The organism is Haloferula sp. A504 (assembly GCF_044385805.1).
GTDB lineage: Bacteria > Verrucomicrobiota > Verrucomicrobiia > Verrucomicrobiales > Akkermansiaceae > Haloferula.
This window is the reverse complement of record NZ_JBISBU010000044.1, coordinates 22,115-46,859: the sequence shown is the minus strand read 5'-3', so window position 1 is coordinate 46,859 and position 24,745 is coordinate 22,115. Positions and strand designations below refer to the sequence as shown.

General features: G+C 65.4%; 30 protein-coding genes. 14 read left to right on the top strand and 16 right to left on the bottom strand.

The window, feature by feature from the left end; all coding sequences use genetic code 11:
- Positions 1–111: 111 nt before the first annotated feature.
- From ACG2LG_RS17600 to hemL, 5 genes are read right to left on the bottom strand one after another with little or no spacing between them, the layout of a single operon-like run.
- Positions 112–609: a metal-dependent hydrolase gene (locus ACG2LG_RS17600; protein WP_396261184.1), complete on the bottom strand. Its 498-nt coding sequence runs from the start codon at positions 607–609 to the stop codon at positions 112–114.
- 4 nt (positions 610–613) lie between these two features.
- Positions 614–1,177, bottom strand: coding sequence for a DUF1287 domain-containing protein (locus ACG2LG_RS17595; protein ID WP_396261182.1), 564 nt, complete (start codon positions 1,175–1,177; stop codon positions 614–616).
- Positions 1,177–2,337, bottom strand: coding sequence for an FAD-binding domain-containing protein (locus tag ACG2LG_RS17590; protein ID WP_396261180.1), 1,161 nt, complete (start codon positions 2,335–2,337; stop codon positions 1,177–1,179). Before ACG2LG_RS17590 ends, ACG2LG_RS17595 begins: the two co-directional genes overlap by 1 nt.
- Positions 2,334–3,314 (bottom strand): ADP-ribosylglycohydrolase family protein, encoded by a 981-nt coding sequence (locus ACG2LG_RS17585; protein ID WP_396261179.1) that lies wholly within the window; start codon positions 3,312–3,314, stop codon positions 2,334–2,336. Before ACG2LG_RS17585 ends, ACG2LG_RS17590 begins: the two co-directional genes overlap by 4 nt.
- Positions 3,315–3,352: 38 nt before the next feature.
- Positions 3,353–4,666 carry a glutamate-1-semialdehyde 2,1-aminomutase gene (hemL, locus tag ACG2LG_RS17580; RefSeq protein WP_396261177.1) on the bottom strand — a complete coding sequence of 438 codons (1,314 nt, stop codon included), beginning with the start codon at positions 4,664–4,666 and terminating at the stop codon, positions 3,353–3,355.
- 89 nt (positions 4,667–4,755) lie between these two features.
- On the opposite strand from hemL, the gene ACG2LG_RS17575 reads away from it, so the two are divergent.
- Genes ACG2LG_RS17575 through ACG2LG_RS17565 form a run of 3 tightly spaced genes read left to right on the top strand, consistent with a single transcriptional unit; the run spans position 4,756 to position 7,905 of the window.
- Complete coding sequence (locus tag ACG2LG_RS17575) at positions 4,756–5,202, top strand: superoxide dismutase [Ni] (RefSeq protein WP_396261176.1); 447 nt, start codon at positions 4,756–4,758, stop codon at positions 5,200–5,202.
- Positions 5,203–5,258: 56 nt separating this feature from the next.
- Positions 5,259–5,960, top strand: coding sequence for a hypothetical protein (locus ACG2LG_RS17570; RefSeq protein WP_396261175.1), 702 nt, complete (start codon positions 5,259–5,261; stop codon positions 5,958–5,960).
- 40 nt (positions 5,961–6,000) lie between these two features.
- Positions 6,001–7,905 carry an ATP-dependent DNA helicase RecQ gene (locus ACG2LG_RS17565; RefSeq protein ID WP_396261173.1) on the top strand — a complete coding sequence of 635 codons (1,905 nt, stop codon included), beginning with the start codon at positions 6,001–6,003 and terminating at the stop codon, positions 7,903–7,905.
- Positions 7,906–7,911: 6 nt separating this feature from the next.
- On the opposite strand, the gene arsB is transcribed toward ACG2LG_RS17565, so the two are convergent.
- From arsB to ACG2LG_RS17545, 4 genes are read right to left on the bottom strand one after another with little or no spacing between them, the layout of a single operon-like run.
- Complete coding sequence (gene arsB, locus ACG2LG_RS17560) at positions 7,912–8,964, bottom strand: ACR3 family arsenite efflux transporter (RefSeq protein WP_396261171.1); 1,053 nt, start codon at positions 8,962–8,964, stop codon at positions 7,912–7,914.
- A 5-nt stretch (positions 8,965–8,969) separates the two neighbouring features.
- A complete protein-coding gene (locus ACG2LG_RS17555; RefSeq protein WP_396261170.1) occupies positions 8,970–9,389 on the bottom strand; it encodes an arsenate reductase ArsC in 420 nt (139 codons plus the stop codon).
- 33 nt (positions 9,390–9,422) lie between these two features.
- Complete coding sequence (locus ACG2LG_RS17550) at positions 9,423–9,896, bottom strand: DUF6428 family protein (RefSeq protein WP_396261168.1); 474 nt, start codon at positions 9,894–9,896, stop codon at positions 9,423–9,425.
- Positions 9,897–9,899: 3 nt separating this feature from the next.
- Complete coding sequence (locus tag ACG2LG_RS17545; RefSeq protein WP_396261166.1) at positions 9,900–10,196, bottom strand: ArsR/SmtB family transcription factor; 297 nt, start codon at positions 10,194–10,196, stop codon at positions 9,900–9,902.
- Between the two features lie 214 nt (positions 10,197–10,410).
- Here ACG2LG_RS17545 and ACG2LG_RS17540 point away from each other — a divergent pair, with 214 nt between their 5' ends.
- From ACG2LG_RS17540 to ACG2LG_RS17515, 6 genes are all read left to right on the top strand, one after another.
- A complete protein-coding gene (locus ACG2LG_RS17540; protein ID WP_396261164.1) occupies positions 10,411–10,746 on the top strand; it encodes an ArsR/SmtB family transcription factor in 336 nt (111 codons plus the stop codon).
- A 134-nt stretch (positions 10,747–10,880) separates the two neighbouring features.
- The gene (locus tag ACG2LG_RS17535) at positions 10,881–11,561 is read left to right on the top strand and encodes a flavodoxin family protein (protein ID WP_396261162.1); all 681 of its coding nucleotides are present in this window, start codon (positions 10,881–10,883) and stop codon (positions 11,559–11,561) included.
- A gap of 40 nt (positions 11,562–11,601) precedes the next feature.
- Positions 11,602–12,912: a permease gene (locus ACG2LG_RS17530; protein ID WP_396261160.1), complete on the top strand. Its 1,311-nt coding sequence runs from the start codon at positions 11,602–11,604 to the stop codon at positions 12,910–12,912.
- Positions 12,913–12,931: 19 nt separating this feature from the next.
- On the top strand, positions 12,932–13,177 hold the full coding sequence (locus ACG2LG_RS17525) for a thioredoxin family protein (protein ID WP_396261158.1): 246 nt from the start codon (positions 12,932–12,934) through the stop codon (positions 13,175–13,177).
- On the top strand, positions 13,174–13,629 hold the full coding sequence (locus ACG2LG_RS17520; protein WP_396261157.1) for a nitrophenyl compound nitroreductase subunit ArsF family protein: 456 nt from the start codon (positions 13,174–13,176) through the stop codon (positions 13,627–13,629). The genes ACG2LG_RS17525 and ACG2LG_RS17520 overlap by 4 nt, the downstream gene beginning before the upstream one ends.
- Positions 13,626–14,315, top strand: a complete 690-nt coding sequence (locus ACG2LG_RS17515; protein WP_396261155.1) for an aromatic aminobenezylarsenical efflux permease ArsG family transporter — start codon at positions 13,626–13,628, stop codon at positions 14,313–14,315. Before ACG2LG_RS17520 ends, ACG2LG_RS17515 begins: the two co-directional genes overlap by 4 nt.
- 204 nt (positions 14,316–14,519) lie before the next feature.
- On the opposite strand, the gene ACG2LG_RS17510 is transcribed toward ACG2LG_RS17515, so the two are convergent.
- Positions 14,520–15,119 carry a hypothetical protein gene (locus ACG2LG_RS17510; protein ID WP_396261153.1) on the bottom strand — a complete coding sequence of 200 codons (600 nt, stop codon included), beginning with the start codon at positions 15,117–15,119 and terminating at the stop codon, positions 14,520–14,522.
- Positions 15,116–15,829 (bottom strand): TIGR02206 family membrane protein, encoded by a 714-nt coding sequence (locus ACG2LG_RS17505; RefSeq protein ID WP_396261151.1) that lies wholly within the window; start codon positions 15,827–15,829, stop codon positions 15,116–15,118. Before ACG2LG_RS17505 ends, ACG2LG_RS17510 begins: the two co-directional genes overlap by 4 nt.
- 246 nt (positions 15,830–16,075) lie before the next feature.
- Between ACG2LG_RS17505 and rlmB the strand changes: the two genes are divergently transcribed.
- Complete coding sequence (gene rlmB, locus ACG2LG_RS17500) at positions 16,076–16,642, top strand: 23S rRNA (guanosine(2251)-2'-O)-methyltransferase RlmB (RefSeq protein ID WP_396261150.1); 567 nt, start codon at positions 16,076–16,078, stop codon at positions 16,640–16,642.
- A complete protein-coding gene (locus ACG2LG_RS17495; RefSeq protein WP_396261148.1) occupies positions 16,639–17,457 on the top strand; it encodes a metallophosphoesterase in 819 nt (272 codons plus the stop codon). Before rlmB ends, ACG2LG_RS17495 begins: the two co-directional genes overlap by 4 nt.
- On the opposite strand, the gene ACG2LG_RS17490 is transcribed toward ACG2LG_RS17495, so the two are convergent.
- The 3 genes from ACG2LG_RS17490 to ACG2LG_RS17480 form a co-directional block, all read right to left on the bottom strand.
- Positions 17,439–18,149 carry a ZIP family metal transporter gene (locus ACG2LG_RS17490; RefSeq protein WP_396261147.1) on the bottom strand — a complete coding sequence of 237 codons (711 nt, stop codon included), beginning with the start codon at positions 18,147–18,149 and terminating at the stop codon, positions 17,439–17,441. The two genes, ACG2LG_RS17495 and ACG2LG_RS17490, sit on opposite strands and share 19 nt — an antisense overlap.
- An 11-nt stretch (positions 18,150–18,160) precedes the next feature.
- A complete protein-coding gene (locus tag ACG2LG_RS17485) occupies positions 18,161–19,297 on the bottom strand; it encodes a hypothetical protein (RefSeq protein WP_396261145.1) in 1,137 nt (378 codons plus the stop codon).
- A 92-nt stretch (positions 19,298–19,389) separates the two neighbouring features.
- Entirely contained in the window at positions 19,390–20,535 is a 1,146-nt protein-coding gene (locus ACG2LG_RS17480) for a homoserine O-acetyltransferase (protein WP_396261143.1), read from the bottom strand.
- 102 nt (positions 20,536–20,637) lie between these two features.
- Between ACG2LG_RS17480 and ACG2LG_RS17475 the strand changes: the two genes are divergently transcribed.
- From ACG2LG_RS17475 to ACG2LG_RS17465, 3 genes are read left to right on the top strand one after another with little or no spacing between them, the layout of a single operon-like run.
- Positions 20,638–21,198: a DUF1802 family protein gene (locus ACG2LG_RS17475; protein WP_396261141.1), complete on the top strand. Its 561-nt coding sequence runs from the start codon at positions 20,638–20,640 to the stop codon at positions 21,196–21,198.
- A 15-nt stretch (positions 21,199–21,213) separates the two neighbouring features.
- Positions 21,214–22,158, top strand: coding sequence for a lysophospholipid acyltransferase family protein (locus tag ACG2LG_RS17470; RefSeq protein ID WP_396261139.1), 945 nt, complete (start codon positions 21,214–21,216; stop codon positions 22,156–22,158).
- The gene (locus tag ACG2LG_RS17465; RefSeq protein ID WP_396261137.1) at positions 22,155–23,387 is read left to right on the top strand and encodes a polysaccharide deacetylase family protein; all 1,233 of its coding nucleotides are present in this window, start codon (positions 22,155–22,157) and stop codon (positions 23,385–23,387) included. The genes ACG2LG_RS17470 and ACG2LG_RS17465 overlap by 4 nt, the downstream gene beginning before the upstream one ends.
- Here the strand turns inward: ACG2LG_RS17465 and ACG2LG_RS17460 are convergent.
- Together ACG2LG_RS17460 and ACG2LG_RS17455 are read right to left on the bottom strand one after the other, a co-directional pair.
- Positions 23,328–23,963 carry a methyltransferase domain-containing protein gene (locus ACG2LG_RS17460; RefSeq protein ID WP_396261136.1) on the bottom strand — a complete coding sequence of 212 codons (636 nt, stop codon included), beginning with the start codon at positions 23,961–23,963 and terminating at the stop codon, positions 23,328–23,330. The genes ACG2LG_RS17465 and ACG2LG_RS17460 overlap by 60 nt on opposite strands.
- A complete protein-coding gene (locus ACG2LG_RS17455) occupies positions 23,960–24,730 on the bottom strand; it encodes a glycosyltransferase family 2 protein (RefSeq protein ID WP_396261134.1) in 771 nt (256 codons plus the stop codon). Before ACG2LG_RS17455 ends, ACG2LG_RS17460 begins: the two co-directional genes overlap by 4 nt.
- Between the last annotated feature and the right edge of the window lie 15 nt (positions 24,731–24,745).

Below are 24,745 nucleotides of genomic sequence, written 5' to 3'. Positions count from 1 at the left end.
ATGTATTGCGCCATGCCAAAAACTACCCGCCAAGGCCTCATCCAAAAAGCTCCGCGTTTCCCGACAGCCTCTCAAGCTCGCGGTCCGTACGGGGCCGATTCTGTGAGTTCTTCAGGCCGGAGTAGTACGGAATTCCACGGCCCGCTGGCGCAGGTGGCGACGGAGCATCAGCAGGAACCAGGTCATGAGGACGAACACCGCATCCGAGACCGGCCAGTAGTTCGGGTGGATGTAGTAGGTCCCGAGGATCGAGTCACTCCACGGCTGCAGCCATGCGATGCCGCCGCTGAGGGCGTCGCAGGCGAGGTGGAGCACGCCGCCCAGCCAGCAGGCCAGCGCGACCCGCAGGCGGTTGCCCTTGGGAAAGAGGGTGGAGACGAGTGCCGCCATCGGCAGCAGCGCGATGGTGAATGCCAGCGTGTGCGACCAACTGCTGTAACGCGCTTCCAGCGAAAGGTGGGGCGTGCAGAGGTCGGGCAGGGCTCCAAAGAAGCCGATGGTCGCGATCGACCAGGCGGGAAACCCTTCGCCGCGGCCGGATGCCAGGCGCGCGCCGTCGATGCAGAGGGCGGTGACGACGGGGAGCAGCGTGTGGGTGCCGATGAACATGAATTCAATCCTTCCAGCGATAATGCCCGGTGAGCTTGAACTCGAAAAGCCGGTTCTCCTCGCGGGTGCCGCGGCCGATGTTGTGGATGACCAACGGGGTGCCGTCGCCGGCCTTCTGGTTGCTGACGATCATGATGTGGGGCAGGTGGGGCGGCACGGTGCAGGTGACGAGGTCGCCGGGGCGGTAGTCCCCGGCCTTCTTGCTGACCGGCAGGGTCATTCCCCGCCGCTTGAAGAAGGTTTTCAGGTTCGGCACGCGGCGATGGTCGATGTTGCGGTCGGTGCGGCTGAGGCCCCAGTTCTTCGGATACTTCGAAAAGTTCGCCCGCATGTCCTCGTGGACGAGCCTCTGGAGGTCGGCATCCAGCGCCTCGCGCAGCGCGCGGATCACCACATCGGTACAGACGCCGCGGTCCATTTCCACGTCGCCGCCGGGATATTTCATCGCGGCGTAGGCCGGGTCGTAGCGGGTGGTCACGCCGATCTGGCTGCGGGCGGCCGTGACGATTCTCTCCCCGGTTCCGGCCAGGGAGGGGAGGGTGAGAATGGCGAAGATCAGGAAACGCATCAGAACAAGGAGCGCTGCCCGGACACGAGTGCGTCAAAGAACTTCGGCAACCGCTTCTTGAGCCTGAAGAATCCGGCCGTGGCGTGAGGCCACAGCTGGCGGTCCCAATCGGAGACGAAATGGTGGACGGGGACGCCCGGGTCGAATCCGGCGAAGAGGTCACGCCATGGTCCGACGGTGGGGCGGGTCATGATGATGGCGTCCAGCTTCTCGCGCGTGGCCCAGTCGCGCACGGACTCGGAGAGCCTGCCCCTGAGGCGCGGGCCTCCGGTGCGGGAAAGGGCGTCGTCGAGGGCGCCGCGATGGAAATCGACGACCTTTTCCGAAGGATCACCGAGGACACGGGAATCCTCGGGAAACCAACCGGCGGTGCTTTCGACCTGCGGCATGCCGATCGGAGTGAGATCGTCCGGGATGAGAAGCTGGCCGAGGCGAGCCCCGGGTCGCGGGTTCTCCGGAAAATCGAGGTCCCGGCGCTCGAACTCGCCGTCGGGCGGCAGCGCGGGAGCGGATTCGTCGAGCTGGCCCGCGGGATCAAATCGTCCCCCGGTGAATCTTTTGATGTTCGAGGCGCGGGCGAGGTAGTGTTTTCCCGTGGTGTGAAGTCCGGCGACCCAGCGCCACGACAGGGTGTTGGACGCCGGATCGCCGTCGAGCAGGTGCCGCAGGAAGAAGTCCGCGCCCATTTGCCACGGCAGGCGCAGGGTGAAGATCCAGATGCCGGCGAACCACATGCGGGCGTGGTTGTGGAGATAGCCGGTTTCGATGAGCTCCCGGACCCAGAAGTCGAAGCACTCGATGCCGGTCTCTCCCCGGATCGCGCGTTCGTGTTCCGGCGAATGCTCCCGCTGCTCGAGATCCAAGCGGTAGCGGCTCCAGACTTCAGGTCGCATCTCGAGCCAGCCCTTCCAATAGGTCCGCCACGCGACCTCCTGGAGAAACTTGTCGACGGTGCTGCGGGCGAAACGCTCGAGGACGGCAAGGCAGACCTCTTTCTCGGTGACGAGACGCGTGCGCAGGTAGGGCGAAAGGGTGGACACGTTCGACCGATCGTCGGGACCGAAGTCGAAGTTGCGGCGGCCGGCGTATTTTCCCGCATCGGGGACGAAGGCCGTAAGTCGCCGGAGAGCGGCCTCGCGCGTGGGTTCGGGCCGATTCATAACTCCACCGGGGCGGGCCGCAACGCGACGAGTCCGTCGAGCCACGGTCCGGGGATGCCGTTGGCGGCGGCGAGCAGTGAGCCGACGACGGCGCCGCGGTGGCAGTTGTCGCCGCCGACGAGGGCATTGGCCCGGATGCCGCCCTCGAAATCATCGTGGTATTTCCAGGCGAGGAAGAGCGAGGCCGGCATGGACTGGTCGATGTAGCAGGCCGGGCTGAAGCGCTGGCCGACCACGTGGTCATCGGGCTGGGTCGCCCACTTGGCCGCCTTGGTGGTGGAAAGCCAGTCGCCGGCTTCGTCGCGGATCGCGTCGCGCAGGGGCGTGCCACCGGCAACGCGGTCGAGCAGGCGTACGAGGGTGTCTGCCGCGCGCAGGACGTTGGCGTGGGCATGGGTCAGGCCGACGTGCTCCTTGATGGTGCGGCGGCGGGTCTCGAGATCCTCGCCGGAAAGCACAAGATTGAGAGCGGGGACCAGCGCGAGCCCGCCGATGTGTTCGTCGCGGATCGAGCACTTGCGGGGCGGCTTGCCCTGGGCGAGTCGCTCGAAGAACCCGCGATGGTATTCCTCGACGTAGGTGTCGCCATGCCAACCGGGTGTGCGCATGACCTCGATGTAGCGCTCGAGCCAGGCATCGGGGTTGTAGCCGCCTCGCTGGCGCCACCAGCGGACCAGTTCGGCGGCGAGCTTGAAGTTCACCGTGTTCTCGCCGGCCTGGAGGAACTGGTGGTAGTGGACGCCGCGCCGGCCCCAATATTGGGCTTGGTCGTGGAGGATGTCGGCCTGGTCGTTCAGCGGTTCGTAGCGCGAGCGCCAGAGGATGGAGTCCGGGTGCGGGTTCCGCGGTGCCGCGTAGGCCGGGAGTTCTCCGTAGTCGCGGCGCAGCGCCTCCCGGTCGTAGTACCAGTGGGCCGGCATCGCCAGTGCATCGGCCACCAGCGAGCCGTGGTAGGCGTTTTCGAAAGTCGGGTTCATGCGCGACCGTCGGACGGCCCGGGGATCGCGCAAGCGGCTTAGATGGTGCCAAGTACCTCGCCGAAGACCGTCAGCGTGTCGTCGAGGTCCGCCTCGGTGTGGGCCAGCGAGAGGAAGCCGGTCTCGTAGGGGCTGGGTGCGAGGTAGATGCCCTTGTCGAGGCAGCCCCAGAAGAACTTCCGGAAGAACTCCATGTCCTGCTTCATCACGTCGTCGACGTTGATGATCTCGCGGTCGGTGAAAAACAGGCAGAACATCGAGCCGACGCGGTTGAGGCGATGCGGTACACCCATTTCGGAGAGCAGGGTGCGCAGGCCGCTCTCGAAATGGGACCCGAGTTGTTCGAGGCGATCGTAGCCGTTGGGCGAGGATGCCGATTCGGAGATCGGCGGTCCTGCCAGGGCCTTGAGCTGGGCGAGGCCGGCGGCCATGGCCAGCGGGTTGCCGGAAAGGGTGCCGGCCTGATAGACCGGACCATCCGGGGCGAGCATGTCCATGACCTCCGCACGTCCGCCGAAGGCGCCGACCGGCAGACCGCCGCCGATGACCTTGCCGAAGCACGAGAGGTCGGGCGTGATGCCCTCCAGGCCCTGCACCCCGGCCTTGCCGAGGCGGAAGCCGGTCATCACCTCGTCGAAGATCAGCAGCGCTCCATGTTTTCTGGTGACGCTGGCGAGCAGGTCGAGGTAGCCCGGTTTCGGCAGGACAAATCCGGCATTGGCGGGGTAGGACTCGACGATGATGGCGGCGATCTGTTCACCCTTTTCGGCGAAGATCGCCTCAAGGGCCTCGGGCTTGTTGTAGGGGAGGACGATCGTGTTCCTGGCAAAATCGGCGGGTACTCCGGCGGAATCGGGCTCGCCATGGGTCAGTGCGCCGGATCCGGCCGCCACCAACAGCGAGTCGCTGTGGCCATGATAGCAGCCGTCGAACTTCACGATCAGGTCCCGCTTGGTGAAGCCGCGGGCGAGGCGGATCGCCGACATCGTCGCCTCGGTGCCCGAGTTGCACATGCGGACCTTCTCCACAGACGGCACCCAGTCGGTGACGGTGCGGGCCATCTCGACCTCGAAGGGATTCGGGATGCCGAAGGAAATGCCGTCCTTGGCGACCTCGTGAATGGTGTTGGTGACCACCGTCGGCGCGTGGCCGAGGATGTTCGGTCCCCACGAGCCGATGTAGTCGATGTAGGTCTTGCCGTCGATGTCATCGATCCGGCTGCCCTTGGCACGGCGGACGAAGAACGGCTCGCCGCCGACATTGCGGAAGGCGCGGACGGGAGAATTCACCCCGCCGGGGATCATGGATTTGGCGGTCGCGAAGAGCTTCTGGGAAAGGGGGCCTGCGGACATGCGGTGACCATGCACGCCCGATCGGGATTCGCCAAGACCCGCAGCTCAACACTTGCAGCCCCGCCGATCCCGGTTAGGGTGGACCCATCATGAGAAAAGCACTCTTCATTTCCTCGGCCCTCGCCATCTTCGCCCAGCTCAGCCCGGTCGCGGCCCATTGCCAGGTGCCCTGCGGCATTTATAATGACAACAACGTGATCGAGGCGATGCACACCGATTGGGTGACCATCGAGAAGGCCTCCAAGCAGATCGTCGAGCTTTCCAAGGATCCGGCGGCGAACGCCCACCAGTTGACCCGCTGGATCAACAACAAGGAATCGCACGCCCAGTCGCTTCAGGAAACCGTCCTCAACTACTTCCTGGCGCAGCGTCTCAAGTCCGACGACCCGTCCTACGTCGAGAAGCTGAAACTTTGCCATTCGGTGATCGTCACGGCCATGAAGTGCAAGCAGTCGACCGACCCGGCCAATGTCGACAAGCTCCACGACCTCCTGCACGAGTTCGAGGCCGCCTTCGGCACGAAGGAAAAGGAGTGAATGCCGCGGGCGCGCGGCACGTCTCTAAACCGGGCGGGACGCCGCCCATCATCCCCATGACCAAGCCGCTGCTCATCCTGTTCGCCCTGCCGCTGTTGGCGCTCGCCGACTCGCGACGCTCGTTGCTCGATTCGGATCCCGATGTGGTCTATCTCGACCAGCATCTTGAGAAGCCGATCGAGCTCCGGATCATCAAGGAAGCGCCGATTTTCTCGGACAAGGAAGGCAAGAGGCGTCTCGGCATGGTCACCAAGGACCAGAAGGTCGTGCTGGAAGCCATGACGGAGCGGGCCTACCGGGTGACCGCGCGGACCGGGGGCAATCCGGTGAAGGGCTGGGTCGCCCCCTGGGCGTTCGCCTCGAAGGATCCGAACTTTGTCGAAAACCTGAAAAAACTCTACGAGCGGCAGCTCGAGGTGGCCAAGCTGATCGAGGAGAACCGCGCGGCGATCGGGATGACCATCGACGAGGTGGCTCAAGCCCTCGGGAACCCGACCAAGACCAAGGTGCGTCAAACCGAGAAGGGCCGCAGCGGGTCGTGGGAGTTCATCGATTACGAGGAAGTGCCTCATTACACCTACATCCGCGATCCGATCACCGGGCGGACCTTCCGGCAGCTTTCCCATGTGACGCAGGAGGAGCGGGGGAAGATCCTGATCGAGTTCGAGGACGAGGTGGTGACGGCCATCGAACAGAGCGAGGACAACGGGCCGGGATCGGTGAAGGTGGTCGTGCCTCCGGTGGTGTTCTTCTGGTAGTGTCCTTGCCGCCCTTCGCCGACTCGTCCAGCCTCTGCCCATGCCTGAGGGGCTGCTGAAGGAAAAATTCGGGCATGCGGGTTTCCGCGAGGGCCAGAGGGAGGTGGTCGATGGCCTGCTCGCCGGTCGCTCGATGCTCGCCGTCTTCCCGACCGGGGGTGGCAAGTCGCTCTGCTACCAGCTCCCGGCCCTGATGATCGACGGCGTCACCCTGGTGGTTTCCCCCCTGATCGCGCTGATGAAGGATCAGGTCGATGCGTTGCGGGCCCGGGGGATCGGCGCGGCGCGGCTGGACTCGTCGCTGAGCCAGGAGGAATACGCGGCGGTGATGGACGGCCTGCGGGAGGGCTCCGTGAAGCTGCTCTACGTCGCCCCGGAGCGGCTGGCGAACGAAGGATTCCGCCAGCGCCTCGCACGGATGCAGATCGGCATGGTGGCGATCGACGAGGCCCACTGCATCTCGGAATGGGGGCACAACTTCCGGCCCGACTACCTGAAGTTGGCGAAGCTCTGCCGCGACCTGAAGGTGCCGCGGGTGCTGTGCCTCACCGCGACCGCGACGCCGTCGGTGGCGGCCGATGTCTGTCGCGAGTTCGGGATCGCCGAAAACGATCACATCCAGCTTTCCTTCCATCGCAGCAACCTCGACCTCCGCGTCTCGCCGGTGGCGGCTGCCGAACGCAACGAGTTGTTGCTGGAAAGGATCGGCGGCATTGAGGGTCCGGTGGTCGTCTACGTGACGCTCCAGCACACGGCGGAGTCGGTGGCGACCTTTCTCAAGCGGAAGGGACTGGCGGCCCAGGCCTACCACGCGGGAATGCCGGCCGAGTTCCGGGCCGGGGCTCAGGAACGTTTCATGGCCGGGGAAATCCGGATCATTGTCGCGACGATCGCCTTCGGCATGGGCATCGACAAGGCGGACATCCGGGCGGTCTTCCACTACAACCTGCCGAAGTCGCTGGAGAACTACTCGCAGGAAACCGGCCGGGCCGGACGCGACGGCAAGGAGTCGGTCTGCGAGATGCTGGCCTGCGGTGATGACCTGGTGACGCTGGAGAATTTCATCTACGGCGACACGCCGACGCCGCGGGCGGTGCGGAACCTGGTCGATCACGTGCTGCGGCTCGGGCGGGAGTTCGATGTCTCGGTGTACGAACTTTCGACCGTCAACGACATCCGCCCGCTGGTGGTGACGACTCTTCTGACCTACCTCGAGTTGGAGGGGGTGATCGAGGCGACGCGGCCCTTCTACGCCAGTTACTCGGTGCGCCTGATCCGCGATTTCGAACGGGTCCTCGCTGGTTACGATTCCCGTCGCAAGTCCTTCCTCAGGAAAATCTTCGCGGCGGCGAAGGAGGGTCGCAGCTGGCTGACCTTTGAAGTCGACCGGGTGGCGATGGAAACCGGCGAGACCCGCGAGCGGATCATCGCGGCGCTGGTTCACCTCGAGGAGGCGGGCGATGTCGCCCTCAAGAAGGGGGGTGTTCGTCAGGGGTATAGGCTTCTGGATGAAGCCGTGGATTTGAAGGAGATCGCCCGCCGTCTCGACGAGAGGTTCCGTCAGCGCGAGCAGGCCGATCTGGACCGGCTCGGCCAGGTGGTGGCGCTGGCGCAGGGCGATGGCTGCCTGACGAATTTCGTCACCACGCACTTCGGCGAGGAGATCGGCGAGTGCGGACACTGTGATCGTTGCCGGGGGCGGGTGCCCGAACCCCTCCCTCGCCGCGAGTTTCCCGATCCGAGCGACGACGATCTGACGATGATCCAATCGCTGCGGGACGAGAAGCACGCCGCGCTCAGCTCACCGCGGCAGCTTGCGCGCTTCCTGTGCGGCATCCGCAGCCCGGCCGCCGGTCGCGCGCGGCTGACGCGCCACGACGCCTTTGCCCTGCTCGAGCACCTGCCCTTCGAGCGGGTGCTGGCGTTAGTGGAGGAGGGGGTTTGAGGACTTTCAGGCCCCGCCATGGAAACGTCGTTTCAACGCGAAGGACACGTGGACCAGCGCGATTAGGGCCGGGACCTCGATCAGGGGGCCGACGACGGCGGCGAAGGCGATGCCGGAGTCGATGCCGAAGACCGCGATGGCCACGGCGATGGCCAACTCGAAGTTGTTGCCCGCCGAGGTGAAGGCGACGCTGGCGGTGCGCGGGTAGTCGGCACCCATTTTGGCGGCCATGGCGAAGCTCACCAGGAACATGACCGCGAAGTAGATCACCAGCGGGATGGCGATGCGCAGGACGTCGAGGGGAAGCTCGACGATGGCGTCGCCCTTGTAGGTGAACATCACCACGATGGTGAACAGCAGGGCGATCAGGGTCAGCGGCGAGATGCGGGGAATGAATTTCTCTTCATACCATTCAACGCCCTTCCAGCGGGTCAGCCAGAAGCGGCTGAGCATGCCGGCGAAGAACGGGATGCCGAGGTAGATCATCACCGAGGTGAAGATGTCGCTCATGGCGATCTCGACTACCACTCCTTCGAGCCCGACCAGGGGCGGCAGCACGGTGATGAACAGCCACGCGTAGGCGCCGTAGAAGAGGATCTGGGCGATGCTGTTGAGGGCCACCAGCCCGGCCGCGTATTCGGATGAACCTTTCGCGAGATCGTTCCACACCAGCACCATGGCGATGCAGCGGGCAAGACCGACGAGGATGAGCCCGACCATGTAGTCCGGTTGGTCGCGCAGGAGGAGGATCGCCAGCACCCACATCAGCACCGGACCGATGATCCAGTTCTGGACCAGCGACAGGCCGAGGATGCGCGGGTTGGCAAAAACGCGCGGCAACTCGCCGTAGCGCACCTTGGCCAGCGGCGGATACATCATGACGATCAGGCCGATCGCCAGCGGGATGTTGGTGGTGCCGACCGTGAAGGGCGCGAAGAAGGCCTCGGGGTCGCTGATGAGGAAACGGCCGACGAGAATGCCGATGGCCATGGCGGCGAAGATCCAGACCGTCAGGTAACGGTCGAGAAAGGACATGCGGGAGGCGACGTGTTCCGACATGGGAGTCAGCGCTGGTCGAGTCGGCCGTCGGCGTAGGCGGTGAAGACCGCCAGGATTTCATCGCGCACGCGGCGGAAGACGGCCATTTGTTGCTCTTCGTCGCCCTCGGCGTGGGCCGGATCGTCAAAGGGATAGTGGTGACGGTTGGCCTGTCCGGGAAAGGTCGGGCAGGCCTGGTCGGCATTGCCACAGACCGTGATCACGGTCTCCACATCCCGGTCGAGGAAGGTGTCGAGGTGCTTGGAGCTGTGGCTGGAGATGTCGATGCCGATTTCGCCGAGCGCCTTGATGGCGAGCGGGTGGACGTAGCCGGCGGGGTTGGAGCCGGCCGAGGCGACCTCGAAACCGGGTCCGAGCGCCTTTTGCAGGATGCCCTCGGCCATGTGCGAGCGGCAGGAGTTTCCAGTGCAGAGAACCAAGATCATCTCAGATTTCGGATTTGGGATTGCGGATTGGGTTCAACAGCAGCCGCTGGCGGGATTGCAGGCTTGCTGGCCGGGGAGGGCGGGCAGTGAGAAGTCTGGCAGGCAGATGTCCTTGGCGAGGCAGTCGGTGTGTTTGAACTCGGTGTGGAAGTGCAGTTCTGCGTCGGTCACGTCGCAGCGGGTGATCGGAAGCTGCGTCAGCACCGGGGCCTCGTGTTCGATTTCCACCGGAAGCGCGGTCGATGGCAGCAGGCCGTCGGCGCGGTCGAAGATCGAGAGCAACTTCGACGCGAGCAGGCGGTGATCGGTGTCGTCGGCGATCCAGAGCTGCAGGAGGCACGACTCGGTGGTGTGACGCTTGCCGCCGCAGTCGATGAAGGACTTGGCCGCATGGCCGACTTCGGTGACGTGGAAGTGCGGCGGCACCTCGGACCCGTCCGAGAGGCGGAAGACGATGCGGTGATCGGGATGATCCCGGAGGAGGTGGAGGAATTCGGAAACGGTCATGGTTCAGCAGCAGTTGGAATCGTCGCCCGCGAGGGAATCGATGCAGTGGAGGAATGTGGCGAGGCAGTCGCAGGCGAGGCGGTAGTGGACGTGCTGGCCGTGCTTCTCGCAGGCGACCCAGCCGGCCTCGCGCATCAGGGTGAGGTGCTTGGAGACGGTGGAAAGGTCGCCGCCGACCAGCGCCTGCAGTTCGGTCACGCAGCGTTCGCCCGAGGCGAGGGCCTCGGCGATCCGGAGCCGCGCCGGATGGGCAAGGGCCTTGATGACGGCGACGCGGCGGTCGGTGTTCAGCACACTCATTACTTGGCGAAATGACCAAGCTTGGCGTTTTTGTCAAATATGAATTGCCGACGGAGGCTTTCGGGCGGTCAGGGACAATCGAGTAAGCTGCTCGGCTTGAGCGATTTCGGTCGGCGAAAAAATGATTTGCTTATTTCGCTAAAAGACGAATAATTATCTCGTCTGCCCGGCACCGACACTCCACCCCGACACTCCACTCCATCCAGTCCGAGCCATGAAGCAAAGCTCCCTCCCGTCCCGGCGATCCCTCTCGCGCCAGGCCGAAGTCTTCAAGGCCCTCGGCCATGCCGGTCGCATGGCGATCGTTCACGCCCTGAAGGAGGGGCCGGTCTGCGCCTGTGAACTTGCCGCGGTGGCTGGTTGCTCGAACTCCACCACCTCGCGTCACCTTTCGGTCCTCCGCCATGCGGGAGTGATCGAAGACGAGCGCCGGGGCCAGCAGATCTTCTACCATCTCGCATTCCCCTGCGTTCTGAGCTTTGCCGACTGCATCAACAAGGTCGATGCCGGCGAGGAACGCGTCACCCTCTGCGAGGCCTGCGCCACCTGATTTCCGGAACCAAGTCTCACGCCAGACACCGCCACACACATTATTTCGCCATTACGCCAATCTTCGATTAACACAGGATTCCTGATCTGGATCGAGCAAGTCCGCCCGGTCGCCATTCCAACCCGGACACCGTGATGAAAAAGTCATTCAATCGCCGTCATTTCCTCGCCGCCGCCGGATCCGCGACGGTGGTTGCCGCTCCTGCGGCATTCGCAGCGCCCACCCCTGGCAAGTCCCTGAAGATCATCGGAATCTCATGCAGCCCGCGCCAGGGAATGACCACGGCGGCCGCCGTGCAGGAGGCCTTGGACGCCGCCAAGGGCGTTGACCCCCGCATCGAGACCGAGCTCATCGATCTCGGTGGATTGTCGATCGCCGGATGGTCGCCCAAGCCGCCCGAGGACGACTTCGTCGCGATCCTGCCGAAGCTGCAGGACCCCGCGGTGGCCGGTTTGATCGTCGGCTCGCCTTCCTACTTCCGTGGCTTCAGTTCGCTGTGCAAGGCCTTCATCGAACGCTGTGCGCCGCTGCGCGAGCCGCGGATGCTGCTCGATGGCAAACCGGTCGGGGCGATCGCCACCGGTGGCTTCCGCAACGGCGGCCAGGAGCGGGTCATCGACGAGATCCACACCGCGATGATGTGCTTCGGCATGGTGCCCGTCGGCGGTCGCCCGCCCGCCTTCATGGGCGGCACCCTGGTGAGCGCCGACGACCGGATCGACGGCGATGAACTCGGCCTGACCACCGCCCGCAACACCGGCGCGCGGGTGGCGGACTTCGCCCTGCTGCGGCCCGGCGCGGGCGGCAAGCAGTGACTGCGATGAAGAGCGATACGCTCATGGCTGAAAACTCCCGATGACAACCCTCTCCGAACGCCGCAGCGAATGGTGCCGGGCTGCGGTCCTGGCGGGAGCGTTTTTGGCGATCTGGTGGATGCCGCTGGAGTCGCCGCGTTTCCATGCCGGACTCGGCGAGGCCCTGGAACTGACCCGCTGGTATGCGCGGGAGCACGTGGTGCTGTGCCTGCTGCCGGCCTTTTTCATCGCCGGGGCCATCGCCGCGTTCGTCAGCCAGGGTTCGGTGATGAAATACCTCGGTGCCGGGGCGAACCGCGTCGCCGCCTACGGCGTGGCGTCGGTCGCGGGCACCATCCTGGCGGTCTGCTCGTGCACCGTACTACCGCTTTTCGCCGGCATCCACCGGATGGGCGCCGGACTCGGACCGGCGACCGCCTTTCTTTACTCCGGTCCGGCGATCAGCGCGCTGGCGATCGTGATGAGCGCCAAGGTGCTGGGCGTGGAAATGGGGCTGGCCCGCGGCATCGGGGCGGTCGTCTTCGCGATCGTGATCGGTCTGCTGATGGCGTGGATCTTCCGCCGCAGCGAGCGCGAGCGGGACCAGGCATCGATGCAGCTGCCCGACGCCGAGCCGAGCCGACCGCTGTGGCAGAACGCGCTGTTTTTCGCGGCAATGGTTTCGATTCTGGTCTTCGCCAACTGGGGCGATTCCGAGCAGGCCTTCTTCGCGACGGTGTTCCGTTGGAAATGGTGGATCGTGGCGGTCTCGGCAGCCGGGCTGGCGCTGATGCTCGCCGGGTGGTTCGGGGTCCGCCGCGGACGACTCGTGCTGGTCGGGCTGGCGGTCGCCGCGGGCTGGGCGGTCCGGCCGGAGCAGCCGCTGCTGTCCTTCTCGATCGGGCTGGGCGGGCTGGTCTGGCTCACCGCCGGGGCCCCGGGCGAGGCCGGCGAATGGTGGCGGCAGACGTGGAGCTTCACCAAGCAGGTCATGCCCCTGCTGCTCGGCGGGGTGTTTGTCGCCGGTCTGCTGCTGGGCCGGCCCGGTCACGAAGGTTGGATCCCCTCGGAGTGGATCGAGTCCGCGCTCGGCGGCAACGGGCCGCTGGCGACCTTCGCCGCCTCCTTTGCCGGGGCGCTCATGTATTTCGCCACCCTCACCGAGATCCCGATCGTCGAGGGCCTTCAGGGTTCCGGCATGGGCAATGGCCCGGCACTGGCCCTGCTGCTCGCCGGTCCCGCGCTCAGCCTGCCGAACATGCTCGTCATCCGCACCGTCATCGGCACCCGCAAGACGCTCACCTACGTCGCGCTCGTCGTCATCTTCAGCACCCTCGCCGGACTGCTGCTCGGCCAGCTGCTTCCTTCCTGAAACCACCAACCTAACAGACATGAAGAAACTGACCATCCTCGGAGCCGGCTGCACCAAGTGCAATCAACTCGCCGAAGCCACCCGAACCGCCGCCGACGCCTGCGGCATCGACTACGAGATCGAGAAGGTGACCGACTTCCTCAAGTTCGCTGACTACGGCGTGATGATCACCCCGGCGCTCGTTATCGATGGCGAGGTGAAGGTTTCCGGCAAGGTGCCGTCGGTGGCGGATCTGCAGAACTTGATCGGAAAGGAGGCGTCATGAAGGGCAGGCTCGTCATCCGGATCGTCCTCTTCGCGATCGTCGCCGCCGGGATCGGGCGCTGGGCATGGGAGGAATTCGGCAGGGACGAACCCGCCGTTGTCGGCACCAGCCGTCCCGATGGGCTCACGGTTCTCGCCCTGCACGGCGACAAGCGCTGCCGCACCTGCATCCGCATCAGCGACCTGGCCCGCGAGGAAATCGGCAACCGCTTCGCCGCCGAGCTCGCCGACGGCCGCCTGCATTGGGAAAACGTCAACTACGAGCAGCCGGAGCATCGCGAGCTGGCGGAGCGCTACGGGCTGGTGAGTTCCACCATCGTCCTGAGTCGTTGGAAGGACGGCGCGGAGACCGACTGGAAGAAGCTCGATGAGGTCTGGGACCTCATCGGCGACGAGCCGGAATACCGTGAGTTCATCGCCACCCGCGTGGCGGCCATGCTCGAGACGCCGTGACCGCCGAGGAATCCATGCTGCTGGTCTCGGGCGGGGCCCTGTGGCTCGGGCTTCTCACGGCGGTGAGCCCGTGCCCGCTGGCGACCAATGTCGCGGCCATCAGCTACATGGCGCGCGACAGCCGGTCGCCGCTGCGCACGCTGGCCGCCGGGCTGTTGTATTCGCTCGGGCGCATGGTGGCCTACACTTTGGTCGGCGCGATCATCACCGGCGGCCTGCTCTCCGCCCCGGCGGTTTCGGGTTTCCTGCAGCGTCACCTCGGCCAGTTGATGGGACCCCTTCTGATCCTCACCGGCATGATCCTGCTTGGGCTGATCCCCGGGTTGCCGGGCATCGGCATGCGCGACGGGCCCTTGACCCGCCGCCTCGCCCAGGCCGGACCGGCCGGTGCCGCAGGGCTCGGATTTCTTTTCGCGCTCGCCTTCTGCCCGGTCTCCGCCGCGCTGTTTTTCGGCAGCCTGCTGCCGCTCGCGGTGAGGAATGAATCGATCTGGCTGCTGCCCGGCGTGTTCGGCTTCGGCTCGGCTGCACCGGTGGTCGTCTTCGTCGTGCTGCTCGCCTTCGCGCGCCGGGCCGCGGGGAAGGGCATCGAGCATCTCAAGTCCGCCGACCGCTGGCTGCTGCCGCTCAGCGGCTGGCTGCTGGTGGGCCTCGGCGTGTGGATGAGCGTGTCCGCGTGGCTTTGATACGGTTTCTGAGAGTCGACTTACGATTACAGATGACAGCAGATAGAACCGCCAAGACGCCAAGGCCGCAAAGTTGGGGGATCTGAAGACTCCAACGGTCGAGCTTGGCGTTCTTGGCGGTAAATCCGATATCTTCAGGTCATCGGATCCGAGGTCTTCTGGCGCCGCACCGGCAGGTTGAGCAGCGTGAAGAAGGCACGAGCCTTAATCCTCTCTTGCGGTCGGTAAGTTCGCCAAGTAGTCGACGATGTCCTGAAGGTTGTTGCAGTCCATCAGGGGGCCATCGGCGGGTGCATGTTCTCTCTGGATCGGAATCTGAAGAGCGTAGGGGTGAACGCCCCATACTTGAATCCAAACAGTGTCTTGCCCGCTGCTTTCGAAAACCTCATCCAACAACGCGAAAAACCGGTCTCTCGGGAGGCCTTTGTCGGCTGCGATAATCACTGAGAGGCTCTTGTCCGCCTCGGTGAGGAGCTTGAGACTCGTCCGATCGAGTTCCTCAAACTCCCAACTCCGGCTTTCGTCGGAAAGACGTCGAATGGCGGCGAGCTTTCCTTGCTTGTCGCTGATGACGTAGAGAGATGGCGAGGGAGCCTCGGGTGCATCAAGACGCGGAAAATGAGGGACCACGATCGAGCCGAACATCTTTTGGTAAGCCTCCTTTTCAGCAACGCTCAGCCGCTGCTCTGTTGGGTTGGACTGATGAGCGTTGTCGGTTGCTCGGTCTTTGCATGCCCACTGAGACCATACAAGCAGACTGGCGAAGGATGTCGTGAGTAGCCGCCAGGGCCTGATCGAGTTCATTCTCGTGTACGTTCGATGGACTTGCGGCGCTTCATGACCGGAAGGGTCAAAAGCGCGAAAAAGGCGAGGGCGAGGGCTTCGAGCCACAGGATGTAGAACGGGTGCGGGCCGAGGTGGTCGAGCAGGCTGGGGTTCAGCGGCTTGCCGGCGAGGAAACCGAAGTTGCTGTCGAGCAGCGCGTTGGCGGCGATGGCGACGACGACGTAGGCATTCAGCCAGGCGAAGGCCTTGAGCGGGCTTTTCCACCACGGGCGCTCGGCACGCCAGCCCATCACGACCGGGAGATAGAGGGCGGCGGCGATGACGGCGAAGTGAGCCGTGAAGAAGGCCAGGAAGGCCGGGTGGGGCCAGCCGATGTCGATCGCGGGCGTGGCGATGCCCTGGAGGGTGCCGGCCAGTCCCCAGAAGTAGGTCAGCAGGCAGAGGATGGGCTTGCGGGTGATCAGGGCGAAGCCGCCGAGGAAGGCGGCGAGGTCGCAGAGGTGGAGCGGGAGATAGTTGTCGACGCTGATCTCGCGGCCGACGCGGGACCACGCCCAGGCGCCGAAGGCGGAGGCGGAAAGGCAGAGGAAGGCGAGGATGGCCCGGACAACGAGTTCGGTGCGACCGCCGCGCCGGCCGAGGACGAGGCACAGGGCGATGAGGCCGAAGCCGACCGCCACCGCGACGCCGTGCTGGGCGGTGAACGGAGCGAAGGCAGGGTCGGGCATCGAACGCAGGCTGAAGTTCCAAGTGGAAAGTTCCAAGTGCCAATGGGGGCGGCGCGGTCAGAACATAAGTAACACTTTTGGCTCAGAACATGGGTAACACTCTTGCGGGGTAGGGTTACAGGTTGGTGGCGGGATGGACCGCGAGCTTCGGCTCGCATGCGCCGCAAACCCGCTGCGAGCTGAAGCTCGCGGTCCGTTCCACCTTCGCGCTTGCCGGCGGGGCATCGGGATTTCCATGCTGCAGGGGTGAAGGGCAAGCGACAGGGGCGCGAGGCGCGGGAGAACCGCCATGTGAAGGCGGAGATCGCGGTGGCTTCGCGGAGCGAGGACGACCTGATGGCGATTCTCGACGGCGTGGAGGTTCCTTTCCTCCTGATCCTGGACTGCGTGCAGGACCCGCATAATCTCGGGGCCATCCTGCGCACGGCTGACGGGGCAGGGGTGCATGCGGTGGTGGCTCCGAAGGACAAGCAGGTGGGGATCACCGAGACGGTGCGGCGGATCTCGGTCGGCGCGGCGGATCACGTGCCCTTCGTGCAGGTGACGAATCTTTCCCGGACGATGGAGCGGCTGAAGCAGGCCGGTGTTTGGTTTGTCGGCACCTCGGACCGGGCGGACAAGTCGCTCTACGAACTCGACCTGAAGGGGCCGCTGGCTCTGGTGCTCGGGGCCGAGGAAAAGGGCATGAGGAGACTGACCGAGGAGAATTGTGACTTCCTCGCGCGGCTGCCGATGGCCGGGCGCGTGGAGTGTCTCAACGTCTCGGTTTCGGCCGGAGTCTGCCTCTACGAGGCGGTGCGACAACGGCAATGAAGGAGCCGGTTCGCATCCTTTCCGACCTGCATCTCGGACATGCCGCGTCGCGGGTTGAGGAGGTCGAGGGGCTGCGCCCGCTGATCGCCGGGGCCGGCACGGTGGTCTTCAATGGCGACACCTGGCAGGAGTTGGCGACCGGCCAACGACCCCGGGCGGAGCGTCTGCTCGCCGATCTCAGGGCGCTTTGCGGGGAGGAGGGGGTCGAAACGGTTTTCCTTTCCGGCAACCATGATCCCGGCTGGCCGGGCAAGGGTTGGATTGAATTGGCGGACGGTCGCATCGTCGTGACCCACGGCGACGCGGTCTTGTGGGCCGGGTCGCCATGGAGTCGCGAGGCCTTTGAGCGCGAGGCGGAGGTGCGGCGGCTGTGGGAGGAGCATCATCAAGCCTCCGAGGATGCGGGGGAGCGCCTGCAGTTGGCGCGGGCGATTGCCAGAGCCCTGAAGGCGGCATCCTACCCCAAGGGACGCTCGTTGCTGCGACGGGTCCTGGATGCGGTGAATCCGCCGCGTCGGGCATGGGAGATTCTCAGCGTGTGGTTTAGTCATTTCAAAGCGACCGCGGGTTTTGCCCGGCGCTATTTCCCCGAGGCGGAGATCATTGTCGCCGGGCATTTCCATTGGCCGGGAGTGCGGCGGGAGGACAGGTGCGAGGTCATCAACACCGGAGCCCATCTGAATCCTCATCCGGCCTGGTGGGTCGAGTGGCAGGATGGCTGGTTGCGCTGCGGACGCGTGACGAGCGGTCCGCCGTGGCGGATGGGCGAGGCTTCCGCCGTGTGGCACCTGCCGGATCAGCCGAGCAACAGTTGACCGATCAGTCCGAGCAGGAAGCCGGCGACCGCTCCGAGCGGGGGTGTCCAGTGGCGCTCGACTTTTGCCTGGGGGGCGATGTCCTGGAAGATCAGGTAGAGAATCCCGCCCGCGGCGAAGAGCATGATCGCTCCGATCACCTCGTCGTGACCGGCGAGGAAATGATAGCCGGCAAGGCCGCAAGCGGGGCCGAGCAGGGCCAGCAGCGAGAAGGTGGTGAGCAACTTGGAGGTCGGAGCACCGGCGCTGCGGATCTCGCGGAAGGCGTTGAAACCTTCGGGAAGATTCTGAAGCGCGATCAGGAGGGCGAGGACCAGGCCTGCCTGACCTCCGCCGGCCGCGGCAGCTCCGAGAGCCAGGGCTTCGGGGACGAAGTCGGAGAGCATCGCGGTGAGTTGGGAGGCCGGGCTGTTGTGGCGGGCGAGCAGGATGTCGAGACCCATGAAGGCAAGGCTTCCAAGAGCAAACCACAGGACGATCTGCCACACGGGGAGGGCTGCGGAGCCCTCGGGGACCAGCACCAGGGCGATGGCGGCGAGCAGGGCACCGCCGCCGAAGGCGATGATGAAATGGCGGAAGTCCTCCTCGAGCCAGCGCGGTTGAATCCGCTCCACCGAGGCCAGCAATCCGCCGAGCGGGATGGTGGCACCCGCCAACAGGGTGAGGAGGATGATTGCGAGGGGACTGTCCATCGGCCCGCAATCTAGGGCGGTTCCGGCAGGTCCTCAAAGCGCGAAACCTTCCAGAACCCCCGTGGGCCGGCGTACTCGACCGGGCAAGTCATGGGGCCGTTCTCCACCGCCCGTTCCCGAGCGATCTCGCGCCAGTCGCAGAGGTTGGTGCTGTGGTGGATCACGTAGTTCCAGCCGGTCTGTCCGGGGAAGTTGATGTTTCCGCCCACGGGGGAGACGGTTTCGAGAGCCGCCGCCACGGCGATGATCGGCTGCGCGGCCAGGGCATCGCGCCAGAGTTGGTAGTCCTGGATGTCGACCGCGTGGCTCGGGCCGTAGGCACTCTCGAGCTGTTCCATCATGTCGTGAAACGCCGGGACGTCGGGCCAGGTGCCCGGGATGTCGGCTTCGAGGCCGACCCGAACATTGGGCACGTTGGCCAGCTCCCAGCCCACCCCGCTGTCGATGTTGGAAAAGGTGTCCCGGTCGAAAGGCATCAGCGAGATGCCGGTCAGCGAGTCCGAGATGTCGTCGAACCACTGGTCGCGCTCGGCGGCGTCGGTCCAGCCGATGGAGCCGCCGGGATGGCTGTCGAACCACACCGGCAGGTCGGCATGGATGGGGAAATCCGGCATGCCGTTGTCGACGAACAACTGGCGGACGACCGTGTAGGTGTCCTTGAGAAGCAGCAGGTAGTCCCGCTGTTGGGCGTCGGTCAGCGAGCCCCACTCGCCCAGCGCCTGGGGTTCGATGTCGAGGTGCAGGGCGTCGAACTTCTCCGCCTCGGTGCGTCCCGGGGCGTTGTTGAAGTCGATGACCCGCTGCTGGACCTTGCCGAGGAAGGAGGAGTGATTCGCCGGAAAGATCCAGGAATTCTCCGACATGAGGAATTGCGACTGGATGCCGGCGGCCTGGAGCTTGGCGTTCCAGGCGGCGATGGTCGCAGGCTCGGAAACGGGCCGGTTGCTGTAGCTGCCGTAGATCCGCCGGATCGACCGGGCGCTGAAAAAGGCGATGGTCTGGTTCTCGAGCGTGTGGTTGCCGACGATGGCATCACTCCCCCACGGGCTGCCGCTTCCGGACTCCCGCCAGAACCACAATCCGCGGTGCTTGGCGGCCTCGAGTGGAGCGACAAGTGCCAGGCCCAGAAGGAGGAATGCAGATCGCATTCCGGCAGACTAACTCAATCCCGGGGGCGGTGTCGAGGAAGCATGGACGGACCGGCCGGAATGCCGGTTTCATCATCGGCGCTCCTTTTGGATCATCGGCTCAGGACCCACTGGATGTGGGGGGCGTAGAGGTGCGGTTCGAGGAGGAAGGAATCGTGGCCCTTGTCCGAGTGGACCGTGATGTGGGTGGCGTCGACCCCGGCTTCGTGCAGGTGGCCCACCAGTTCGGCCTGCTCTTCCGGATAAAAGCAGAAATCCGAGTCGATCGAGAACACGAGCCATTTCTGGTCGACGGCGCGGCAGCGTTCGAGCAGGTCGCCCGGGCTTGCCGCCCCGCCTTCCGCGGCCGCATCGAAGTGCGACCACATGTCGATGATCCGCAGGTAGGTGTTGGGGTCGAAGCGCTTCACGAACTTCTTTCCCTGGGCCAGCATGTAGCTCTGGAACTGGTCGCGCACGTCGTACCAGGCGAGCATTTCCTTTTCCGGCACCACCTCGCGGCGGGCGCGGCGCTCGAAGGCGTCGATGTGGACGAAGGTCTTGTGCGAGATCATCCGCGCCAGCGCCAGACCGTAGGCCGGGCGTCCGTTGTCGTAGTAGTCGCCGCCGTTGAAGAACGGGTCGTTCTCGATCGCGAGGATCTGCTCGAAGAGGATCAGGCGGTTGAGGACGGTGGTCTTGAAGCCGGAGGCGATCGAGATGACGTGACGGACGCGCTCCGGGTGCATGGTCGCGAGACTGAGCGCGACCAGCCCCCCGACCGAGGGGCCGACGACCGCGTGGAGGGCATCGATCCCGAGGTGGTCGAGCAGGCGGACGAGGAAGTCGACCTGGTCCGCGGCGGTGACGTGAGGGAAGGATCCGCCGTAGGGCTTGCCGGTGCGTGGGTCGGTCGAGCCGGGTCCGGTCGAGCCGTAGCAGCCGCCGAGGTAGTTGGCGCAGATGACGAACTGCTTGTCCGTGTCGAGCGCCCTGCCGGGGCCGATGGTGTTGCCCCACCAACCCTCGTGAAGCTCCGGCTGCCACAGATCTCCGACACCCGGAATCTCCGGGTTGTGGCCGGCGGCGTGATGGCTTCCGGACAGGGCGTGGAGGACGAGCACCGCGTTGGAGGCATCGGCGTTGAGCTTGCCCCAGGTTTCGTAGGCGATGGTGACCTCGGGCAGTTCTCCTCCGGAACGGAGCCTGAAGGGGCCGTCCTCCTTGAAGTTCACGAACTGGGTGGTGACGTCGGTCACGGGGCCGTGTGTCTAGGGATTGCCGGCCCGGGTGCCAAGCGCGGAAAGGTCGGACTCGGAGGGATTGATGCGGCGGCGCGATCGCCCTAGGCTTCCTCCGCGATGAAGGGATTCAAGGAGTGGCAGGTGGTGTGCGACGCGCTGGCGAGCGGACGGCAGGCGATCATTTTGAGGAAGGGGGGCATCCACGAGGGCCGCGAGGGGTTCTCCTTCGGGGCCGAGTCCTTTTTCCTGTTTCCGACCCGCTTCCACAACCAGGACCAGTTCGTGCGCGAGGGGAGGATCGATCCCCAGCCCGAGTGGGAGCCGGGCGAGGACGTGACGATCACCCATCACTGCCAGGCGATCTGGGCGAAGACGTTGACCGACTGGGACAAGGTGGCGGCTCTCGAGCCCTATCACATCTGGACCGAGGAAACCGTGCGCCAGCGATTCGATTGGGAGGGCAAGGGGATGGCCTCCGGCAGCATTCATGTCGCCCTCGTGCTGGTGAGGCGGTTGCCGGTGCCGTGGGTGTTTCCCTATGAGAAAAAATACGGCGGATGCCGTAGTTGGATCGACCTTCCGGAGCCGCCGGACGGCTGGGATCCGGAGGACGGGCGCGTGATGGGTGACGATGCCTTCGCGACCCTGGATGCCAGGGTGCTGGAGCTGATCAATTGAAACACGCTTTGCCCGGTGGCCCTGGAGGAGCAGCAGAAGGCGGGCTGGAAGCAGCGCTTCGGGGTCTATGGCGACGTCCCGACGCGCTTTCTGATGCGCGGGCTGGAGAGCGCTCCGTGGTTTGTCGAGCCGGTGCTGCTGGCGATGTGGACGGCGATCATCTTCGTCATCGCCGGCGAGCAGCGCCGCGCCGTTTTTGGCAACCTCCGGGCGCTCTTTCCCGGATGGTCGCGGCTGCGGGTCTCCTTCGGTGCCTATCGGGTGTTCTGGAATTTCGCGGCGACCTACGTCGACGCGCTACGTTGTGAAACGAAGACCGGCGACGTGGACTGGGTGATCGAGGGCCTCGACTCCTTCGAGAAGCTCTCAAGCTCCGGGAAAGGATGCCTGATCCTCACCGCCCACATGGGCAACTACGACATGGCGGCGCCGTTGTTCTCCTCGAGATTCGGTCGCACGGTTTATGCCGTCCGAGCTCCCGAGCGCGACCCCGAGTTGCAGCGGATCCGCGAGGCCGAGTTGAGGGAGAAGGAGCGGCAAAATCCGCAGTTCCGGTCGCTCTACAACATGGACGACGGGATGCTCGGGGTGGAGTTGGCGCGCCTGCTCGGCGAGGGCAAGGTCGTCGCGGTGCAGGGCGACCGGGTGATCTTCGAGGTCTCGGCGATGGAGGTCGATGTCGGGGACGGGTTGATGATGAAACTGCCGCGGGGGCCGCTGGTCCTGGCGCGGATCTCGAAGGCCGAGGTTTTCCCGCTGTTCATTCTGCGCGACGGCTGGCGGCGCTACCGGGTGCAGGTCTTTTCCCCGCTGGAACTGCCCCCCAGGAAACGAGGCCCCGGCGAGGATCCGGCGGTGAAGGTCTGGGCGGAAGCGATTCTCAAAGTCGTCCGGCCCCATTGGCCGCAGTGGTCGGTCTTCGAGCCGGTCTTTCGCCGGGAGAAAGGGGGCACGCAATGAGTCGCGAGACGGTGAAGGAGCGTGACAACCGGGCGGTGACGCCATGGTTCCGCGTCTGCGGCGGCCGGCTGAAGGAGCCGGCAGGCGACGCCGTGCGGGTCGCGGAGGTTGCCGCGCTGCACCGGGTCGAGTGGGTCGTGCTGGCCATTCTCGTGCCGGCCGTGCTCGCCGCGATGCTTTTCGATGGCTTGTGGCGGATCGGTGGTCCCTGGCTGGCGGGCCTCGGGCTGTTGCCGGCGCTTTTCGTCGGCCTCCAGGTGCTGTCCTTCGGGTTCGGGCGGCGTTCGCCCCGCGGTGCCTTCTGGTGCTGGGCGCTGGTGTTGGGGGTATGGTCGGCGTGGGCGATCGATTCCGATGGCTGGCTCACGCGTTCGGCGGGCTGGGTCTGGCTGGGTTTTCTGGGCCTCCAGGTCGTGGGGCTGCTGGGATGGGCGTGGAAGTCCGCCATGGCGGTCGCGGGCACCGCCGGACTCGTGCTCCGGACGGCCCTGGCGGTGGGGGTCCACCTCGTCATGGCGTGGATCTGGTGGCGGCACGGCTGGTACTGGGGATTGCTCTACGGTGCCGGTGTCGCCGGACTCTGGGCATCGGGGACGTTCCGGCCGGAGTCGCGGCTTTTCGGGCCGATGGCCACCCGGGTGCGGGGCAGGGGGGTGCTGCTGACGATCGACGATGGACCCGATGCCGAGGACACACGCGAATTTCTCGAGCAACTCGACCGCTTCGGAGCGAAGGCGGTGTTCTTCGTGATTGGCGAGAAAGTACGAGAGTTCCCGGAGTTGGCGCGGGAGATCGTGGCCCGCGGGCACGAGTTGGGGAACCACACGATGACCCATCCGCAGGCGAGCATGTGGTGCGCGGGCCCAATGAGGACCCGTCGCGAGATCAGTGACTGCCAGAGGGCGATCGAGGAGGTGGCGGGTTCGGCGCCGCGGTGGTTCCGGGCACCGGTGGGACACCGCAATTTCTTCACCCATCCGGTCACGTCCGAACTCGGCCTGGAGGTCGTGGCATGGACGCGGCGGGCTTTCGACACGGTGGAGACCGATGTCGAAAAGATGACCTCGCGGCTCACCGATGATTTGGAGGACGGCGACGTGCTCCTGATGCACCAGGGCACGCCGGTGTCCGTGGAGCTTCTGGCGAAGGTTCTCGAGCGGCTGAAAGCCTCAGGGCTTCTCGAGGACGATCAGGTGGTTGTTGAAGGGAGTGCCGCCCCACAGGGGTGAGATGGTCACCTCGCCGTGGGGGTCGAGCGAGCGGTGGAAGTCCTCCGCTGTCGGGTAATGGGTGGGTGCCGCCTTCATCCAGAAGGTCGCCTTCGCGAGCAGGTCCCCGGCGACGGTGGCCTTGAAGCGCCATGAGTCGTTGCGGATGCACGAGCGGATGACCAGCTTGCCGCCCGGAGCCACGCTTTCCGCCGCCTGGGTGAGCAGCGTGTGGAGTTCCTCGGGGGTGAAGAACTGGAGAATGTCGAGGATGGTGACGTTGCCGGAGTGTTCCGGCAGCCCCTCCCGCGCGTCGTGGAAGGCGAAGCTGAGCCCCTCGAGGCCGCGCTCTGCCGCAAGCCGGGTGGCCTCCTGGATCTTGCGCTCGTCGTAGTCGAAGGAGTGGATCGGGACCTGCACGCCGTGTTCGCGCAGGTAGAACGCAAGCAGGCCGAGGCCGCAGCCGAGATCAAGCAGTGGCAGGTCGGAGCCTTCGAGTTCGCCCAGCACCGCCGCGTAGAGCGGGTCGGACTTGAGCTTCGACTTGATGTAGAAGCCGTCCGAGGTGCGCTTGATGTGGGTGTGGATCGCATTCATGGCTGCGGTGGGCTGAGATGAAGAAGGGGGTTCTCTCCGCGGGTCGCGAGATGCGGCAGGCGGGCGACGAAGCCGAAAAACAGCCGGATGTGCATCCAGGTCAGCAAGGTGTTGTCGCGCAGGTAGCGGAACTGCGACACGCCGCCCTCGTCCTCGCTGAGGTAGCGGACCGGTGTCGGTAGGTTGACGATGGGCACCCCTTTCCAGGCGAGGCGGACGGCGACCTCCGGATCGAAGTCGAAGCGACGGGCGAAGTGGGTTTGTTCGAGGGCTTCGATGAGAGCGGCGATCGGATAGAGCCGCATGCCGAAGAGCGAGTCGTCGATGCCCCAGCCGAGCGTTTCGAGGTTGGCCCAGAAGTTGGACACCTTGCGTCCTTCGACCCGGAGGGCCGGGGCGGATGCATCGAAGACCGGGCACCCGAAAACCGCGGCTTCGGGATGTTGATTCATGATCTCGACGTAGCCGGGCACGGAAGCCGTGGGGTGCTGGCCGTCGGCATCCATGCAGAGCGCGTGGCTGAAGCCTTCGGCGAGGGCTTCACGCAAGCCGTGGAGGACGGCGGCGCCCTTGCCCTGGTTTTCGGGCAGGCGATGGACAACGAGGTCGCCGGTGAGGGATTCGAGCCCGGCTTCCGAGCCATCGGTCGACCCATCGATCACCACCCGCACCGGCAGGCCGGTGGCGAGGGCGTCCTCGACCGTCCGCCGCAGGATGCTCCCCGTGTTGTAGCTGGGTATCAGCAGGGTGGCTCGCGGCTTCGGCATGGGCCCCGCTTTTAT